Source organism: Serratia marcescens (assembly GCF_001902635.1).
In the GTDB taxonomy this organism is placed as follows: domain Bacteria; phylum Pseudomonadota; class Gammaproteobacteria; order Enterobacterales; family Enterobacteriaceae; genus Serratia; species Serratia marcescens_F.
Genome location: NZ_MJAO01000005.1, coordinates 120,480 through 137,809 on the forward strand (window position 1 = coordinate 120,480; position 17,330 = coordinate 137,809).

Consider the following 17,330-nt stretch of genomic DNA (forward strand, 5'->3'; position numbering starts at 1 on the left):
AAGGAAACGCATGAAAGCAGCGCGCCCCGGTAAGTTGAGACGCCAGGAAGATCAGGCCAGCTTTGTCAGCTGGCGTTTTGCGTTGCTGTGCGGCTGTATTTTGCTGGCGATGGTCGGCCTGATGCTGCGCGTCGCTTACCTGCAGGTCATCAATCCCGATCGTCTGGTGAAAGAAGGCGACATGCGTTCGCTGCGCGTGCAGGAAGTGCCGACCGCGCGCGGCATGATCAGCGATCGCGCCGGCCGCCCGTTGGCGGTCAGCGTGCCGGTCAATGCGGTGTGGGCGGATCCGAAAGAGCTGAACGAGCGCGGCGGCATCACGCTGGACAGCCGTTGGAAAGCCCTTTCCGATGCGCTGAACATCCCGCTGGACCAACTCTCCAACCGCATCAACGCCAACCCGAAAGGGCGCTTCGTTTATCTGGCGCGCCAGGTTAACCCGGCGATCGGCGACTACATCCACAAACTCAAGCTGCCGGGGATCTACCTGCGTCAGGAATCGCGCCGTTACTACCCGGCCGGGCAGGTGACGTCGCACATCATCGGCGTGACTAACATCGACGGGCAAGGTATCGAAGGCGTCGAGAAGAGCTTCGACCGCTGGCTGACCGGGCAACCGGGCGAGAGAACGGTGCGTAAAGACCGCTTCGGCCGGGTGATCGAAGATATCTCCTCCGTCGACAGCCAGGCGGCGCACAACCTGGTGTTGAGCGTCGATGAACGCCTGCAGGCGCTGGTGTATCGTGAGCTGAACAACGCCGTGGCGTTCAACAAGGCCGAATCGGGCACCGCAGTGCTGATCGACGTGAACACCGGCGAAGTGCTGGCGATGGCCAACAGCCCGTCCTACAACCCGAACAACATGGCCGGTACGCCGAAAGAGACCATGCGTAACCGTGCTATCACCGATATTTTTGAACCCGGTTCAACCGTGAAGCCGATGGTGGTGATGACCGCGCTGCAAAACGGCGTGGTGAGAGAAAACAGCGTGCTGAACACCATCCCGTACCGCATTCAGGGCCACGAGATCAAAGACGTGGCGCGGTACTCGGAGCTGTCATTGACCGGGATCTTGCAGAAGTCGAGTAACGTCGGTGTTTCAAAGCTGGCGTTAGCGATGCCGTCCTCAGCGTTAGTAGATACTTACTCTCGTTTTGGGCTGGGAAAAGCGACCAATTTGGGGCTGGTCGGAGAAAGCAGTGGCATATACCCAAAAAAACAACGGTGGTCTGACATAGAGAGGGCCACCTTCTCTTTCGGCTACGGGCTGATGGTAACTCCGTTACAGTTGGCGCGAGTCTATGCAACGATCGGCAGCCTGGGCGTGTATCGCCCATTGTCGATCACCAAGGTTGACCCTCCGGTCGCCGGCGAACGCGTTTTCCCTGAACCTCTGGTGCGCACCGTGGTGCACATGATGGAAAGCGTGGCCTTGCCGGGCGGCGGCGGCGTAAAAGCCGCCATCAAGGGATACCGTATCGCCATCAAAACCGGTACCGCGAAAAAAGTGGGCCCGGACGGCAAATACGTCAACCGATACATCGCTTATACCGCTGGCGTCGCGCCGGCAAGTAACCCCCGTTTTGCCCTGGTGGTCGTCATCAACGACCCGCAGGGTGGGAAATACTATGGTGGCGCAATCTCTGCGCCGGTGTTCGGTGCCATCATGGGCGGCGTATTGCGCACCATGAACGTCGAGCCTGACGCGTTGCCTACCGGTGACAAAAGCGAATTAGTGATTAACAAGAAAGAGGGTTCAGGTGGCAGATCGTAATTTGCGCGACTTACTCGCCCCGTGGGTGCCGACGGCACCCGGGCGCGCGCTGCGGGAAATGACATTAGACAGCCGTGTGGCGGCTGCCGGGGATCTGTTTGTCGCCGTTGTCGGCCATCAAACGGATGGACGCCGCTATATTCCGCAGGCCATCGCGCAGGGCGTCGCTGCCGTGATCGCCGAAGCTGACGGTCAGGCCGAAGACGGCGCCATCGTTGAAATGCACGGCGTGCCGGTGATCTACCTGAGCCAACTGAACCAGCGCCTTTCCGCGCTGGCCGGGCGTTTTTACCACCAGCCGGGCGAGCGTCTGCGCCTGGTCGGCGTGACCGGCACCAACGGCAAAACCACTACCACGCAGCTGCTGGCGCAGTGGAGCCAACTGCTGGGCGAAACCAGCGCGGTGATGGGCACCGTCGGCAACGGCCTGCTGGGCCAGGTGTGTCCGACTGAGAATACCACCGGTTCTGCGGTGGATGTTCAACACGTATTAAACGATTTGGCTGAACAGGGCGCGACCTTCGCCGCCATGGAAGTCTCTTCCCACGGTCTGGTGCAACACCGGGTGGCGGCACTGCCGTTCGCCGCGGCGGTCTTCACCAACCTTAGCCGCGATCACCTGGATTACCACGGTGACATGGCCAACTACGAAGCGGCCAAATGGTCGCTGTTCGCCGCCCACAGCGTGGGGCAGGCGATCATCAACGCCGACGATGAAGTCGGTCAGCGCTGGCTGAGCAAGCTGCCGGATGCGGTGGCGGTGACGATGCAGGATAACCTGCAGCCGGGCTGTCATGGCCGCTGGCTGAAAACCACGGCGGTCGACTATCACGACAACGGCGCCACCCTTCGTTTCAGCTCCAGCTGGGGTGACGGCGAAATCGAAAGCCGCCTGATGGGCGCTTTCAACGTCAGCAACCTGCTGTTGGCATTGGCGACGCTGCTGTCGCTGGGTTATCCGCTGGATAAACTGGTGGAAACCGGCAGCCGTCTGCAGCCGGTCTGCGGTCGCATGGAAGTGTTTAACGCGCCGGGCAAACCGACGGTAGTGGTGGATTACGCCCACACGCCGGATGCGCTGGAGAAAGCGCTGGAAGCCGCGCGCCTGCACTGCCAGGGGCAGCTGTGGTGCGTCTTCGGCTGCGGCGGCGATCGCGACAAGGGCAAGCGTCCGCTGATGGGCGGTATCGCCGAGCAGTTCGCCGATCGCGTGGTGATCACCGATGACAACCCGCGTACTGAAGAGCCGCGCGCGATTATCAACGACATCCTGAGCGGATTGCTGGACGCCGGGCAGGCGGTGGTGATCCACGGCCGCGCCGAAGCGGTGACCAGCGCCATCATGCAGGCGAAGGAACAGGATGTGGTGTTGGTGGCAGGCAAAGGCCACGAAGATTATCAGTTGGTGGGCAACCGCCGCCTGGATTACTCGGACCGTACGACGGTCGCCCGACTGCTGGGGGTGCTGGCATGATCCCTGTCTCTCTTCAGACACTGGCTGAGGTATTGAGCGCTGAACTGATCGGCGCCGATTGCCAAATTGTCGAGGTGACGACAGACACCCGCAAGGTGACCGCCGGCTGCCTGTTTGTGGCGCTGAAAGGCGAGCGTTTCGACGCTCACGACTTTGCGGCGGATGCCGTAGCCGCAGGTGCCGGGGCGCTGCTGGTGAGTAAGCGCTTATTGGTGGATGCACCGCAGTTGGTGGTGAAAGACACCCGTCTGGCGCTGGGGCAGCTTGGCGCCTGGGTGCGTCAGCAGGTGCCGGCGCGCGTGGTGGCGCTGACCGGCTCCTCGGGCAAGACATCGGTAAAAGAAATGACCGCCGCCATTCTGCGTGAATGCGGCGAAGTGTTGTATACCGCCGGCAACTTCAATAACGACATCGGCGTGCCGCTGACGCTGTTGCGTCTGGAGCCGCAGCATGATTTTGCCGTGATAGAGCTGGGCGCTAACCACATTGGCGAGATTGCTTACACCACCGCATTGACGTGTCCGCAGACCGCTTTGGTAAACAACCTGGCGGCTGCGCATCTGGAAGGCTTTGGCTCGTTGGCCGGCGTCGCTCAGGCAAAGGGTGAAATCTTTACCGGCCTGCCGGCCGACGGCGTGGCTATCATCAACGCCGATAACAATGACTGGCCGCGCTGGCAGAGCATGCTGGGCGGCAAAACCGTCTGGCGCTTCTCGCCGCAGGCCGCCGAAGGCGTGGACTTCTTCGCCAGCGACGTGCGGGTGAACGGCGCCGGCACGCAGTTCACGCTGCGCAGCCCGTTCGGCTCCGCCGAGATCGCGCTGCCGCTGCCGGGGCGCCACAACGTGGCCAATGCGCTGGCGGCAACGGCGCTGGCGATGTCGGTGGGCGCCACCCTCGAGGCGGTGCGTCAGGGGCTGAAACAGCTGCAGGCGGTGCCGGGGCGTCTGTTCCCGGTGGCACTGGCCGAAGGCAAACTGTTGCTGGACGACAGCTATAACGCCAACGTCGGGTCGATGACCGCGGCGGCGCAGGTGCTGGCGGAAATGCCGGGCTACCGCGTGATGGTGGTCGGCGATATGGCCGAGCTGGGCGCGGAAGCGGAAGAGTGCCACCGTCAGGTGGGCGAAGCCGCCCGTCTGGCCGGGGTCGACAAAGTGATCAGCGTCGGCGGTTTGAGCCGCGTGCTGAGCGAAGCGTCCGGCAATGGCGAACATTATCAGGACAAGACAGCAGTGATCGCGCGCGTGGCGGAATTACTGTCGGAACATGCGGTCATCACCGTGTTAATCAAAGGTTCACGTAGTGCCGCAATGGAGCAGGTAGTACGCGCGTTACAGGAGAAAGTACCATGTTAGTTTGGCTGGCCGAGCATTTGGTCAAATATTACTCAGGCTTCAACGTCTTTTCTTATCTGACGTTCCGAGCCATTGTCAGCCTGCTGACCGCGCTGTTCCTGTCGCTGTGGATGGGTCCGCGGGTGATCAAGCGCCTGCAAGAAATGTCCTTCGGCCAGGTGGTGCGTAACGACGGCCCCGAGTCGCACTTCAGCAAGCGCGGCACGCCGACCATGGGCGGCATTATGATCCTGACCTCCATCACCATTTCGGTGCTGATGTGGGCCTACCCGTCCAACCCGTATGTCTGGTGCGTGCTGTTCGTGCTGGTGGGTTACGGCATCGTCGGTTTCGTCGACGACTACCGCAAGGTGGTGCGTAAGGACACCAAAGGGCTGATCGCCCGCTGGAAGTATTTCTGGCAGTCGGTGATTGCGCTGATTGTCGCATTCGCCATGTACGCCGTAGGAAAAGACACGCCAGCCACCGAGCTGGTTGTGCCGTTCTTTAAGGACGTGATGCCGCAGCTGGGCCTGTTGTACATCCTGCTGGCCTATTTCGTGATCGTCGGCACCAGCAACGCGGTCAACCTGACCGACGGCCTGGACGGCCTGGCGATCATGCCGACGGTATTCGTGGCGGCCGGCTTCGCGCTGGTGGCCTGGGCGACCGGTAACATGAACTTCGCCAACTACCTGCATATTCCGTATCTGCGTCATGCCGGCGAGTTGGTGATCGTGTGTACCGCCATCGTTGGCGCCGGCCTCGGGTTCCTGTGGTTCAACACTTACCCGGCTCAGGTGTTTATGGGCGACGTCGGTTCGCTGGCGCTGGGCGGCGCGCTGGGCACCATCGCGGTGCTGCTGCGCCAGGAGTTCTTGTTGGTGATCATGGGCGGCGTATTCGTGGTGGAAACGCTGTCGGTGATCCTGCAGGTGGGATCGTTCAAGCTGCGCGGACAACGCATTTTCCGCATGGCGCCGATTCACCATCACTATGAATTGAAAGGCTGGCCGGAGCCGCGCGTGATCGTGCGCTTCTGGATTATTTCGCTGATGCTGGTGCTGATTGGCCTGGCAACGCTGAAGGTGCGTTAATCATGGCAGACTATCAGGGTAGAAAAGTCGTCATCATCGGGTTAGGCCTTACCGGCCTGTCCTGTGTCGATTTCTTCATGGCGCGCGGCGTGACGCCGCGCGTGATGGATACCCGTATCGCGCCGCCGGGGTTGGACAAACTGCCTGAAAGCGTGGAGCGCCATCTGGGCGATCTGAATCAGGACTGGCTGCTGGCGGCGGATCTGATCGTCGCCAGTCCGGGTGTCGCGCTGGCGACCCCGGCATTGAGCGCTGCGGCGGATGCCGGCGTGGAAATCGTCGGCGATGTCGAACTGTTCTGCCGTGAAGCGCAGGCGCCGATCGTGGCGATTACCGGCTCCAACGGCAAAAGCACCGTCACCACCCTGGTGGGCGAGATGGCGAAAGCTGCCGGTTGGGCGGTGGGCGTGGGCGGCAATATCGGCCTGCCGGCGCTGAGCCTGCTGCGTCAGGAATGCCAGCTTTACGTGCTGGAACTGTCCAGCTTCCAGCTGGAGACGACCTACAGCCTGCGGGCGGCGGCGGCGACCATCCTGAACGTGACCGAAGATCATATGGATCGCTATCCGTTCGGCCTGCAGCAATATCGTGGTGCCAAACTGCGCGTGTATGAAAATGCCGCGGTATGCGTGGTGAACGCGGACGACGCGCTGACCATGCCGGTGCGCGGCGCCGACGAGCGCTGCGTCAGCTTCGGTGCCGACGTGGGCGATTATCACCTGAACCGCCAGCAGGGGGAAACCTGGCTGCGGGTGCGTGGTGAGAAGGTGCTGAATACGCGTGAGATGAAGCTGACCGGCCGCCACAATTACACCAATGCCCTGGCTGCGCTGGCGCTGGCGGATGCGGTCAATATTCCGCGCGCGTCCAGCCTGAAGGCGCTGACCACCTTCACCGGCCTGGCGCATCGCTTCCAGCTGGCTTGGGAGCACAACGGCGTGCGTTGGATCAACGATTCCAAAGCCACCAACGTCGGCAGCACCGAAGCGGCGTTGAATGGCCTGCTGGTGGATGGCACGCTGCATCTGCTGCTGGGCGGCGACGGCAAGTCCGCCGATTTTTCGCCGCTGGCGCGCTATCTGCAGGGCGACAACGTGCGCCTGTATTGCTTTGGCCGCGACGGCGCTCAGCTGGCTCAGCTGCGGCCGGAAGTGGCGACGCTGACCGAGACCATGGAGCAGGCGATGCGCACCATCGCCGGCCGCGTACAGCCCGGCGATATGGTGTTGCTGTCGCCGGCCTGCGCCAGCCTCGATCAGTTCCGTAATTTTGAAGTGCGCGGCGACGAGTTCGCCCGCCTGGCGAAGGAGCTTGGCGGATGAAGCTACGCTTGCCGAACTTCGGGCTGACAGAACGGCTGAAAGACTGGGTGACCGGCGCGCGCGACAACGACGCGGTCAACATGGTGCTCTACGATCGCACCCTGCTGTGGCTGACCTTCGGGTTGGCGATCATCGGCTTCGTGATGGTGACCTCGGCGTCGATGCCGATCGGCCAACGCCTGGCGGACGATCCGTTCCTGTTCGCCAAACGTGATGCGCTGTACCTTGGCCTGGCGTTCGGCCTGTCGCTGGTGACGCTGCGCGTCCCGATGGAAGTTTGGCAGCGCTACAGCAACGTGATGCTGCTGATGTCGATCGTGATGCTGCTGATCGTACTGGTGGTGGGGAGCTCGGTAAACGGGGCATCGCGCTGGATCGCGCTCGGCCCGTTGCGTATTCAGCCGGCGGAGCTGTCCAAGCTGTCGCTGTTCTGCTATCTGGCGAGCTATCTGGTGCGCAAGGTGGAAGAGGTGCGCAGCAACTTCTGGGGCTTCTGTAAGCCGATGGGCGTAATGGTGGTGCTGGCGGTGCTGCTGCTGGCGCAGCCGGACCTCGGTACCGTGGTGGTGCTGTTCATCACCACGCTGGCGATGCTGTTCCTGGCCGGCGCGAAGATGTGGCAGTTCCTGGCGATCATCGGCTCCGGCGTGTTCGCCGTGGTGCTGCTGATCATCGCGGAACCGTACCGTATGCGCCGCGTGACCTCGTTCTGGAACCCGTGGGCCGATCCGTTCGGCAGCGGCTACCAGCTGACCCAGTCGCTGATGGCGTTCGGCCGCGGCGAGTTCTGGGGGCAAGGGCTCGGCAACTCGGTGCAGAAACTGGAGTATTTGCCGGAAGCGCACACCGACTTCATCTTCTCCATTTTGGGGGAAGAACTGGGCTATATCGGTGTGGTTTTAGCCCTGTTAATGGTATTCTTCGTCGCTTTTCGCGCGATGTCCATCGGGCGCCGCGCGCTGGAGATCGACCAACGCTTCTCCGGCTTCCTGGCCTGCGCGATCGGCGTGTGGTTCAGCTTCCAGGCGCTGGTTAACGTCGGTGCCGCCGCGGGCATGCTGCCGACCAAAGGTCTGACGCTGCCGCTGATCAGTTACGGCGGCTCGAGCTTGCTGATTATGTCGACGGCCATCGTGCTGTTGCTGCGAATTGATTATGAAACGCGCCTGACCAAGGCTCAGGCGTTTGTGAAGAGGTAAGGGATGAGCGGGAAACCTAAGCGTTTAATGGTGATGGCAGGCGGTACCGGTGGGCACGTGTTCCCGGGGCTGGCGGTCGCGCATCATCTGATGGCGCAGGGCTGGCAGGTGCGCTGGCTCGGAACCGCAGACCGAATGGAAGCCGATCTGGTGCCGAAGCACGGGATCGAGATTGATTTTATCCGCATCTCCGGCCTGCGCGGCAAGGGCCTGAAGGCCCAGCTGACTGCGCCGCTGCGTATCTGGCAGGCGGTGCGTCAGGCGAAAGCCATCATGCGCAGCTATCAGCCGGATGTGGTGTTGGGAATGGGCGGTTACGTCTCCGGCCCTGGCGGCCTGGCGGCCTGGCAGTGCGGCATCCCGGTGGTGCTGCACGAGCAGAACGGCATCGCCGGCTTGACCAACCGCTGGCTGGCGCGCATCGCCGCCAAAGTGATGCAGGCCTTCCCCGGCGCGTTCCCGAACGCCGAGGTAGTGGGCAACCCGGTGCGTACCGACGTGTTGGCGCTGCCATTGCCGGCGGAGCGGTTACAAGGGCGTGAAGGCCCGGTCCGCGTGCTGGTGATTGGCGGAAGTCAGGGTGCGCGCGTGCTGAATCAGACAGTTCCTGAAGTCGCGGCGCGTTTGGACGATAGAATTACGCTCTGGCATCAGGTTGGCAAAGGCGCGCTGGAAACGGTGCTGCGCGACTACGAAAGGGTAGGGCAGACGCAGCACAAGGTGACCGAGTTCATCGACGACATGGCCGCCGCCTATGCCTGGGCCGACGTGGTGGTCTGCCGCTCCGGCGCGCTGACCGTCAGCGAAATCGCGGCGGCGGGGCTGCCGGCGATCTTCGTGCCGTTCATGCATAAGGATCGTCAGCAGTACTGGAACGCGCGTCCGCTGGAAGAAGCCGGCGCGGCGAAGATTATCGAACAGCCGCAGTTCAACGCCGATGTGGTGGCCGAACTGCTGGCGAGCTGGGATCGTCCGACGCTGCTGGCCATGGCCGAGAAAGCGCGCGCGGTCGCCATTCCGGACGCCACCGAGCGCGTGGCGGCGGAGCTGGTGCGGCTCGCCAAGTAACGAGTGCAGGGGTTCGGTGTGCCGAACCTGAATAAAAGCAATGTGATGTAGGGCCGGGGTACCGGATCCGGATTAGAGAGAGTGATGAATACACAACAACTGGCGAAACTACGTACTATCGTGCCCGAGATGCGTCGCGTCCGGCACATTCACTTTGTCGGCATCGGTGGCGCCGGCATGGGTGGTATCGCCGAAGTGTTGGCAAACGAAGGGTATCAGATCAGCGGCTCCGACCTGGCGCCGAATCCGGTTACCCAACAGCTGAGCGCGCTCGGGGCGACGATTTACTTCAATCACCGTCCGGAAAACGTGCTGGATGCGAGCGTGGTGGTGGTCTCTACCGCCATCTCCGCCGACAACCCGGAGATCGTCGCCGCCCGTGAAGCGCGTATCCCGGTGATCCGCCGCGCCGAAATGCTGGCGGAGCTGATGCGTTTTCGCCACGGCATCGCTATCGCCGGTACGCACGGTAAAACCACCACCACCGCGATGGTCTCGAGCATTTATGCCGAAGCTCGCCTGGATCCGACCTTCGTCAACGGCGGGCTGGTGAAGGCGGCGGGCACCCACGCGCGACTGGGGTCCAGCCGTTATTTGATCGCGGAAGCGGATGAGAGCGATGCATCGTTCCTGCATCTGCAGCCGATGGTGGCCGTGGTCACCAACATCGAAGCCGACCACATGGATACTTACCAGGGCGACTTCGAGAATCTGAAGCAGACGTTTATCAATTTCTTGCACAACCTGCCGTTCTACGGCCGCGCGGTGATGTGCATCGACGATCCGGTGGTGCGTGAGCTGTTGCCGCGCGTGGGTCGCCATATCACCACCTACGGTTTCAGTGACGATGCCGATGTGCGCATCGAGGACTACCGGCAGATTGGGCCGCAGGGGCACTTTACCCTGAGCCGTCAGGACAAGCCGTTGCTGACGGTGACGCTGAACGCGCCAGGCCGCCACAATGCGTTGAACGCAGCGGCTGCGGTAGCGGTGGCGACTGAAGAAGGTATCGACGACGCCGATATCCTGCGTGCGCTGGCGGGCTTCCAGGGCACCGGGCGCCGCTTCGACTTCCTCGGTGAGTTCCCGCTGGCGCCGGTCAACGGCAAAGCGGGCAGTGCGATGCTGGTGGACGACTACGGTCACCATCCGACCGAGGTGGACGCCACGCTGAAAGCGGCGCGCGCCGGTTGGCCGGACAAGCGTCTGGTGATGATCTTCCAGCCGCACCGTTATACGCGCACCCGCGATCTGTACGACGATTTCGCCAATGTGCTGTCGCAGGTGGATGTGTTGCTGATGCTCGACGTGTACGCCGCCGGCGAAGCGCCGATCCCGGGCGCGGACAGCCGTTCGCTGTGCCGCACCATCCGTAGCCGCGGCAAGCTGGATCCGATCCTGGTTTCCGATGCCGATACCGTGCCGGAAACCCTGGCGCAGCTGCTGCAGGATGACGATCTGGTGCTGGTGCAAGGTGCCGGCAACGTGGGCAAAATCGCCCGTAAACTGGCTGAGCTGAAGCTGCAGCCGCCGAAGAAAGAGGAGGAGCATCATGGCTGATAAAGTTGCAGTTCTGCTGGGCGGCACCTCCGCTGAACGTGACGTTTCCCTGCAATCCGGCGCCGCGGTGCTGGCCGGGTTGCACGAAGCCGGTATCGATGCGCACGGCGTCGATACCCGCGATTTCCCGGTGACCCAGCTGAAAGAGCAGGGGTTCACCAAAGTGTTTATCGCGCTGCACGGCCGCGGTGGCGAGGACGGCACCCTGCAGGGGCTGCTGGAGTTCCTCGAGCTGCCTTATACCGGCAGCGGCGTGATGGCCTCGGCGCTGACCATGGACAAATGGCGCACCAAGATGGTGTGGCAGTCGATGGGGTTGCCGGTGGCACCTTACGTGGCGTTGAATCGCCGGCTGTATCTCGGCGCTGAAAAAGCGGCGTTGCTGGCGCGCGTGGCGGATCTCGGCCTGCCGCTGATCGTCAAGCCGAGCCGCGAAGGCTCCAGCGTCGGCATGAGCAAGGTCACCGAGAGCGCTGCGTTGGAAGCCGCGTTGGAAGAGGCCTTCCGCCATGACGATGACGTGCTGGTGGAGAAGTGGCTGAGCGGCCCGGAATACACCGTGGCGATGCTGGGTGACCAGGTGCTGCCATCGATCCGCATCCAGCCGGCCGGCGTGTTTTACGACTACCAGGCCAAGTACATTTCGGACGACACGCAGTACTTCTGCCCGAGCGGTTTGAGCGCCGAGCAGGAAGCCGAGATGGCGGCGTTGGCGCTGCGCGCCTACCGCGGTCTGGACTGCAGCGGCTGGGGCCGCGTCGACGTGATGCAAGACAGCGATGGCAGCTTCTATCTGCTTGAGGTGAACACCTCTCCGGGCATGACCAGTCATAGCCTGGTGCCGATGGCGGCGCGCCAGTTTGGATTAAGCTTCTCGCAGTTGGTGGCGAGAATTTTGGAGTTGGCCGACTGATATGTCGCAAGCTGCCCTGAATGCGCGCGATCGCGAGGTGGATAACGGCCCGCGCCGCAGCAATGGAACCCAGTTGGCGGGAATGATCTTCCTGCTGATGGTGTTGGGAACGGTCGTGTGGAGCGGTTGGGCGGTGCTTGGCTGGATGAAAGATGCCAGTCGCCTGCCGCTCTCAAGGCTGGTGGTGACCGGCGAACGCCATTACACCACCAACGACGATATTCGTCAGGCGATCCTGGCGCTGGGCGCGCCCGGCACCTTTATGACGCAGGATGTGGACGTCATCCAGCAGCAGATCGAACGTCTGCCGTGGATCAAGCAGGCCAGCGTGCGCAAACAATGGCCGGATGAGCTGAAGATCCATCTGGTGGAATACGTGCCGGTGGCGCGCTGGAACGATTTGCACATGATGGACGCCGAGGGTAAAGCGTTCAGCGTGCCGGCGGAGCGGGCGGGCAAACAGAAGTTGCCGCTGCTCTACGGGCCGGAAGGGAGCGAGCAGGATGTGCTGGAAGGCTATCGGGCGATGAGCGCCACGTTGGCGGCCAGCAAATATACGCTGAAAATGGCGGCGATGACCGCGCGCCATTCCTGGCAGCTGGCGCTGGACAACGATGTCCGGCTTGAGCTGGGGCGCGATGACCGCAACGGGCGTTTGCAGCGGTTTATCGAGCTTTACCCGGTATTGCAGCAGCAGGGCCAGGCGGAGAGCAAGCGTGTCAGCTATGTCGATCTGCGCTACGAGTCCGGCGCTTCGGTAGGGTGGGCTCCGGTGTTGGTCGATCCGCAGGCGCTTGGCGGTCAGCAAAACAGTAATCAGCAACAGAATCAGGCACAGGCAAAACAACAATGATCAAGTCGACGGACAGAAAACTGGTAGTTGGACTGGAGATCGGTACTGCAAAAGTCTCCGCGTTGGTAGGGGAAGTTCTGCCCGATGGCATGGTCAACATTATCGGGGTGGGCAGCTGCCCGTCTCGCGGTATGGATAAGGGTGGCGTAAACGACCTGGAGTCGGTGGTGAAGTGCGTACAGCGCGCCATCGATCAGGCCGAGCTGATGGCGGACTGCCAGATTTCCTCGGTGTACCTGGCGCTGTCGGGCAAACACATCAGCTGCCAGAACGAAATCGGTATGGTGCCGATCTCGGAAGAGGAAGTGACGCAGGACGACGTGGAGAACGTGGTGCACACCGCCAAATCGGTGCGCGTGCGCGACGAACACCGCATCCTGCACGTGATCCCTCAGGAATACGCCATCGATTATCAGGAAGGCATCAAAAACCCGGTTGGGCTGTCCGGCGTGCGCATGCAGGCCAAGGTGCATCTGATTACCTGCCATAACGATATGGCGAAGAACATCGTCAAGGCCGTGGAACGTTGCGGCCTGAAAGTTGACCAACTTATTTTCGCCGGTCTGGCCGCGAGCTACGCGGTGCTGACCGAAGATGAACGCGAACTCGGCGTTTGCGTAGTGGATATCGGCGGCGGCACCATGGATATGGCGGTGTACACCGGCGGTGCGCTGCGCCACACCAAAGTGATCCCTTACGCCGGGAACGTGGTCACCAGCGATATCGCTTACGCCTTCGGCACGCCGCCGACCGACGCGGAAGCGATTAAAGTTCGACACGGCTGTGCGCTTGGGTCGATTGTTAGCAAGGATGAGAATGTAGAGGTGCCTAGCGTCGGGGGACGTCCTCCGCGCAGTCTGCAAAGACAGACGCTGGCTGAAGTCATTGAGCCACGCTACACCGAACTGTTGAATCTGGTTAACGATGAAATTTTGCAATTGCAGGAGCAACTGCGTCAGCAAGGGGTGAAGCATCATCTGGCGGCAGGTATTGTGCTGACCGGTGGCGCCGCCCAGATTGATGGCCTGGCAGCCTGTGCGCAACGGGTGTTCCACACCCAGGTACGCATTGGCCAACCCTTGAACATCACGGGTCTGACGGATTATGCGCAGGAGCCTTACTACTCGACGGCGGTAGGTCTGCTGCACTATGGAAAAGAGTCTCACCTGAGCGGTGAGACGGAAGTAGAAAAACGCGCCTCGGTGGGCAATTGGTTTAAACGCATCAATAGCTGGCTGAGAAAAGAGTTTTAATGTTTCAACAAAGAGATCATGCTGAGTAATCTTTTTATGATCTCGCAGCGACAGGCACAAAACGGAGAGAAACTATGTTTGAACCAATGGAACTAACCAATGACGCGGTGATTAAAGTCATCGGCGTCGGCGGCGGCGGTGGCAACGCCGTTGAACACATGGTGCGCGAGCGCATCGAAGGTGTTGAATTCTTCGCTGTGAACACGGACGCCCAGGCGCTCCGCAAAACGGCGGTTGGCCAAACCATCCAGATTGGTAGCGGTATTACCAAAGGTCTGGGTGCGGGCGCGAACCCGGAAGTGGGTCGCAATTCAGCGGAAGAAGACCGCGAAGCCCTGCGCGCAGCGCTGGACGGCGCAGACATGGTCTTCATCGCGGCCGGCATGGGCGGCGGTACCGGTACCGGTGCAGCGCCAGTGGTGGCTGAAGTCGCTAAAGATTTGGGTATTCTGACCGTGGCCGTGGTGACCAAGCCTTTCAACTTCGAAGGCAAGAAGCGCATGGCGTTTGCGGAGCAGGGTATCGCTGAGCTGTCCAAACACGTGGACTCGCTGATCACTATCCCGAACGACAAATTGCTGAAAGTTCTGGGTCGTGGCATCTCTCTGCTGGACGCGTTCGGCGCGGCCAATGACGTGCTGAAAGGCGCGGTGCAGGGTATCGCCGAACTGATCACCCGTCCGGGCCTGATGAACGTCGACTTCGCCGACGTGCGCACCGTGATGTCCGAAATGGGCTACGCGATGATGGGTTCCGGTGTGGCTTGCGGTGAAGACCGCGCCGAAGAAGCGGCCGAAATGGCGATCTCCAGCCCGCTGCTGGAAGACATCGACCTGTCCGGCGCGCGCGGCGTGCTGGTCAACATTACCGCCGGCTTCGACCTGCGTCTGGATGAGTTCGAAACCGTGGGTAACACCATCCGTGCGTTCGCTTCCGACAATGCCACCGTGGTGATCGGTACCTCGCTGGATCCGGAAATGAACGACGAGCTGCGCGTCACCGTGGTGGCGACCGGTATCGGTATGGACAAACGTCCTGAAATCACCCTGGTGACCAATAAGCAGGCCAGCCAACCGGTGATGGATCATCGTTATCAGCAGCACGGCATGTCGCCTCTGCCGCAGGAAGTGAAGCCTGCCGCCAAGGTGGTCAACGATCAAGCTGCGCAGCCGAATAAAGAGCCCGACTATCTTGATATTCCAGCCTTCCTGCGTAAACAGGCAGACTAAGAATATCCTGAGAATTTGGCATCTCCGCTCTTTGTGCTAAACTGTCCCGCCGGCCATGCTGTATGATTGGCCGGTAGGATGGATAACATTGCGAGATAAAACGATGATCAAACAAAGGACATTAAAACGTATTGTTCAGGCGACTGGTGTCGGTTTGCATACCGGCAAGAAAGTCACGCTGACAATGCGCCCAGCGCCGGCTAATACCGGGGTCATCTATCGTCGCACTGACTTGAATCCACCGGTTGATTTTCCGGCTGATGCAAAATCCGTGCGTGATACCATGCTCTGTACTTGCCTGGTGAATGAGCATGACGTGCGTATTTCGACCGTTGAGCATCTTAACGCCGCGCTGGCTGGGCTGGGCATCGACAACATCGTCATCGAAGTCGACGCCGCCGAAATCCCAATCATGGACGGCAGCGCCAGTCCGTTCGTGTTCTTGCTGCTGGACGCCGGCATCGAAGAACTGAACTCGGCGAAGAAATTCCTGCGTCTGAAAGAGACCGTGCGTGTTGAAGATGGCGATAAGTGGGCCGAGTTGTCCCCGCATAACGGGTTCCGCCTGGACTTCACCATCGACTTCAACCACCCGGCTATCGACGCCAGCTCTCAGCGCTATCGTCTTGATTTCTCGGCTGAGTCGTTCGTGCGTCAAATCAGCCGCGCGCGCACCTTCGGGTTCATGCGTGATATCGAATACCTGCAGTCCCGTGGCTTGGCCCTGGGCGGCAGCTTCGACTGCGCCATCGTGGTGGATGACTACCGCGTGCTGAACGAAGACGGTCTGCGTTTCGAAGACGAGTTCGTACGTCACAAAATGCTGGACGCCATCGGCGACCTGTTCATGTGCGGCCACAACATCATTGGCGCGTTCACCGCGTTCAAGTCTGGCCACGCGCTGAACAACAAACTGCTGCAGGCCGTACTGGCCAAGCAGGAAGCGTGGGAATACGTGACCTTCCAGGACGAAGCCGAAATGCCACTGGCATTCAAGGCACCGTCTACCGTATTGGCGTAAGGTCTGAATTCCTCGCCTGCTGCGAATAACGGCAGGCGCATCTCTGAGAGCCTGAGAATTCAGGCTCGTGATGCGGTCTGATGTTTTGCAGCTGTGTCGCTGATTACTTATCACGACTGGTTGTGTTGGTACCCTCTCCGGCCAATGCAGCCAGCCGTTCCAATATCTTGCGCAGTTTCTCCGGACTACGGCTCGCCAATCCCCTCAGTTCTTCCGCACTTTCCAGGCTCAAATGACGCATTGGCACGGGTTTTTCCGGCGCTTTCTCTGCGTTTCGCACCTGGTGGCTGCCTTTCGCCATCAAGGCCGGATTAATCCTGATGTCGATCGACGACAATGATGGTAGAATTTGCGCTCGTAGTGCAGACAGCAAAGCGGGTTGTTCGTAGCGCAAGCGCATCATCCAACTGGCATTTGCCGTTTCGAGCACTAAAATACCCTGTCGGAAATTCGCGACGCGGCACCAGGGATGCAGGGGAGCGGGCAACAGGCCCTTCACTGCACGGTTAAGCTTGAGCAGCGCCACCGCGCGTTGCTGGACGTTATGCAGCGGCCCTTTGCTGCCGGCAGACGCGTCGTCGAACAGGACATCTAATAATTGTGGACGGCTATCGCGCATAATGGGCTCCGGCGGATTATAAACTCGTGATCGGTATTCTAAATCGTTGGCGACAATTTGGCAGACGTTATTTCTGGCCCCATCTCCTGTTAGGGATGGTTGCGGCCACGCTTGGCGCGTCTTCCAATTTGTCCGGCGCCCCCGATCAGGCCGCACTGCCGAGCACGTCGTCCAGCCTTAACCGGCAAAATTCGGCCAACGGCACCTTCAACAGCCTGGCCCTGCTGCAGGAAGCGCACCGCCGCCCTACCTTCAGCGTAGATTACTGGCAGCAACATGCGCTGCGCACCGTTATTCGTCACCTCTCTTTCGCGCTGGCACCGCAGGCGGTTTATGCGCGGGTGCAGGAGAGCGAAGCCGAAGCGGAACCGCCTTTGCAGGTAGCGCAACTGGCGTTGCTTTCTACCCTCAACGCGCTGCTGACGCACGAGCCGAAGCCGCCGACCATCATTCGCCATACCCACCTTGAGGTGCTGCCAACGCTGGCGCGGCATCAGACCGGCCTGTGGGTGGCGCAGGTACAGGGCATTCGTGCCGGGCCTGCCGCGCTCGTCTGACTCCGCCCTTAGGGCACAAAAACCATAAATAATAGCAAGTTGACTGCCGTGCTC

At 61.1% G+C, this 17,330-nt stretch carries 15 protein-coding genes; 14 read left to right on the plus strand and 1 reads right to left on the minus strand.

Translation table 11 applies throughout. The features are described 5' to 3' along the window. Positions 1-10: 10 nt before the first annotated feature. From BHU62_RS06460 to lpxC, 13 genes are all read left to right on the plus strand, one after another. A complete protein-coding gene (locus tag BHU62_RS06460) occupies positions 11-1,774 on the plus strand; it encodes a peptidoglycan glycosyltransferase FtsI (protein ID WP_004932790.1) in 1,764 nt (587 codons plus the stop codon). After that, the gene (gene murE / locus BHU62_RS06465) at positions 1,761-3,248 is read left to right on the plus strand and encodes a UDP-N-acetylmuramoyl-L-alanyl-D-glutamate--2,6-diaminopimelate ligase (protein ID WP_073529751.1); all 1,488 of its coding nucleotides are present in this window, start codon (positions 1,761-1,763) and stop codon (positions 3,246-3,248) included. The genes BHU62_RS06460 and murE overlap by 14 nt, the downstream gene beginning before the upstream one ends. Then, a complete protein-coding gene (murF, locus tag BHU62_RS06470) occupies positions 3,245-4,606 on the plus strand; it encodes a UDP-N-acetylmuramoyl-tripeptide--D-alanyl-D-alanine ligase (protein ID WP_073529752.1) in 1,362 nt (453 codons plus the stop codon). Before murE ends, murF begins: the two co-directional genes overlap by 4 nt. Beyond that, entirely contained in the window at positions 4,600-5,682 is a 1,083-nt protein-coding gene (mraY, locus tag BHU62_RS06475; protein WP_004932782.1) for a phospho-N-acetylmuramoyl-pentapeptide-transferase, read from the plus strand. Before murF ends, mraY begins: the two co-directional genes overlap by 7 nt. Before the next feature lie 2 nt (positions 5,683-5,684). Next, entirely contained in the window at positions 5,685-7,004 is a 1,320-nt protein-coding gene (gene murD / locus BHU62_RS06480) for a UDP-N-acetylmuramoyl-L-alanine--D-glutamate ligase (protein ID WP_073529753.1), read from the plus strand. Further along, positions 7,001-8,203: a cell division protein FtsW gene (gene ftsW / locus BHU62_RS06485; protein WP_073529754.1), complete on the plus strand. Its 1,203-nt coding sequence runs from the start codon at positions 7,001-7,003 to the stop codon at positions 8,201-8,203. The genes murD and ftsW overlap by 4 nt, the downstream gene beginning before the upstream one ends. 3 nt (positions 8,204-8,206) lie before the next feature. After that, positions 8,207-9,271 (plus strand): undecaprenyldiphospho-muramoylpentapeptide beta-N-acetylglucosaminyltransferase, encoded by a 1,065-nt coding sequence (murG, locus tag BHU62_RS06490; protein ID WP_073529755.1) that lies wholly within the window; start codon positions 8,207-8,209, stop codon positions 9,269-9,271. An 84-nt stretch (positions 9,272-9,355) separates the two neighbouring features. Further along, the gene (murC, locus tag BHU62_RS06495) at positions 9,356-10,831 is read left to right on the plus strand and encodes a UDP-N-acetylmuramate--L-alanine ligase (protein ID WP_073529756.1); all 1,476 of its coding nucleotides are present in this window, start codon (positions 9,356-9,358) and stop codon (positions 10,829-10,831) included. Further along, complete coding sequence (locus BHU62_RS06500) at positions 10,824-11,744, plus strand: D-alanine--D-alanine ligase (RefSeq protein WP_073529757.1); 921 nt, start codon at positions 10,824-10,826, stop codon at positions 11,742-11,744. The genes murC and BHU62_RS06500 overlap by 8 nt, the downstream gene beginning before the upstream one ends. 1 nt (position 11,745) lies before the next feature. Then, a complete protein-coding gene (gene ftsQ / locus BHU62_RS06505) occupies positions 11,746-12,597 on the plus strand; it encodes a cell division protein FtsQ (RefSeq protein ID WP_073529758.1) in 852 nt (283 codons plus the stop codon). Then, positions 12,594-13,850, plus strand: coding sequence for a cell division protein FtsA (ftsA, locus tag BHU62_RS06510; protein WP_004932758.1), 1,257 nt, complete (start codon positions 12,594-12,596; stop codon positions 13,848-13,850). The genes ftsQ and ftsA overlap by 4 nt, the downstream gene beginning before the upstream one ends. Positions 13,851-13,924: 74 nt before the next feature. After that, positions 13,925-15,079 (plus strand): cell division protein FtsZ, encoded by a 1,155-nt coding sequence (ftsZ, locus tag BHU62_RS06515; RefSeq protein ID WP_004932757.1) that lies wholly within the window; start codon positions 13,925-13,927, stop codon positions 15,077-15,079. A gap of 103 nt (positions 15,080-15,182) precedes the next feature. Further along, a complete protein-coding gene (lpxC, locus tag BHU62_RS06520; protein ID WP_004932754.1) occupies positions 15,183-16,100 on the plus strand; it encodes a UDP-3-O-acyl-N-acetylglucosamine deacetylase in 918 nt (305 codons plus the stop codon). 103 nt (positions 16,101-16,203) lie between these two features. On the opposite strand, the gene BHU62_RS06525 is transcribed toward lpxC, so the two are convergent. After that, positions 16,204-16,719 carry a DUF721 domain-containing protein gene (locus BHU62_RS06525; protein ID WP_073529759.1) on the minus strand — a complete coding sequence of 172 codons (516 nt, stop codon included), beginning with the start codon at positions 16,717-16,719 and terminating at the stop codon, positions 16,204-16,206. Positions 16,720-16,745: 26 nt separating this feature from the next. Between BHU62_RS06525 and secM the strand changes: the two genes are divergently transcribed. After that, positions 16,746-17,276, plus strand: coding sequence for a secA translation cis-regulator SecM (gene secM, locus BHU62_RS06530; protein WP_073529760.1), 531 nt, complete (start codon positions 16,746-16,748; stop codon positions 17,274-17,276). The last annotated feature ends 54 nt before the right edge of the window (positions 17,277-17,330 follow it).

What these genes read in the sequence shown, in the direction of transcription:
- BHU62_RS06460 (WP_004932790.1), top strand. Translation starts at nt 11, where the DNA reads ATGAAAGCAGCGCGCCCCGGTAAGTTGAGACGCCAGGAAGATCAGGCC.
- murF (WP_073529752.1), top strand. Translation starts at nt 3,245, where the DNA reads ATGATCCCTGTCTCTCTTCAGACACTGGCTGAGGTATTGAGCGCTGAA.
- mraY (WP_004932782.1), top strand. Translation starts at nt 4,600, where the DNA reads ATGTTAGTTTGGCTGGCCGAGCATTTGGTCAAATATTACTCAGGCTTC.
- murD (WP_073529753.1), top strand. Translation starts at nt 5,685, where the DNA reads ATGGCAGACTATCAGGGTAGAAAAGTCGTCATCATCGGGTTAGGCCTT.
- ftsW (WP_073529754.1), top strand. Translation starts at nt 7,001, where the DNA reads ATGAAGCTACGCTTGCCGAACTTCGGGCTGACAGAACGGCTGAAAGAC.
- murG (WP_073529755.1), top strand. Translation starts at nt 8,207, where the DNA reads ATGAGCGGGAAACCTAAGCGTTTAATGGTGATGGCAGGCGGTACCGGT.
- murC (WP_073529756.1), top strand. Translation starts at nt 9,356, where the DNA reads ATGAATACACAACAACTGGCGAAACTACGTACTATCGTGCCCGAGATG.
- BHU62_RS06500 (WP_073529757.1), top strand. Translation starts at nt 10,824, where the DNA reads ATGGCTGATAAAGTTGCAGTTCTGCTGGGCGGCACCTCCGCTGAACGT.
- ftsQ (WP_073529758.1), top strand. Translation starts at nt 11,746, where the DNA reads ATGTCGCAAGCTGCCCTGAATGCGCGCGATCGCGAGGTGGATAACGGC.
- ftsA (WP_004932758.1), top strand. Translation starts at nt 12,594, where the DNA reads ATGATCAAGTCGACGGACAGAAAACTGGTAGTTGGACTGGAGATCGGT.
- ftsZ (WP_004932757.1), top strand. Translation starts at nt 13,925, where the DNA reads ATGTTTGAACCAATGGAACTAACCAATGACGCGGTGATTAAAGTCATC.
- lpxC (WP_004932754.1), top strand. Translation starts at nt 15,183, where the DNA reads ATGATCAAACAAAGGACATTAAAACGTATTGTTCAGGCGACTGGTGTC.
- BHU62_RS06525 (WP_073529759.1), bottom strand. Translation starts at nt 16,719, where the DNA reads ATGCGCGATAGCCGTCCACAATTATTAGATGTCCTGTTCGACGACGCG.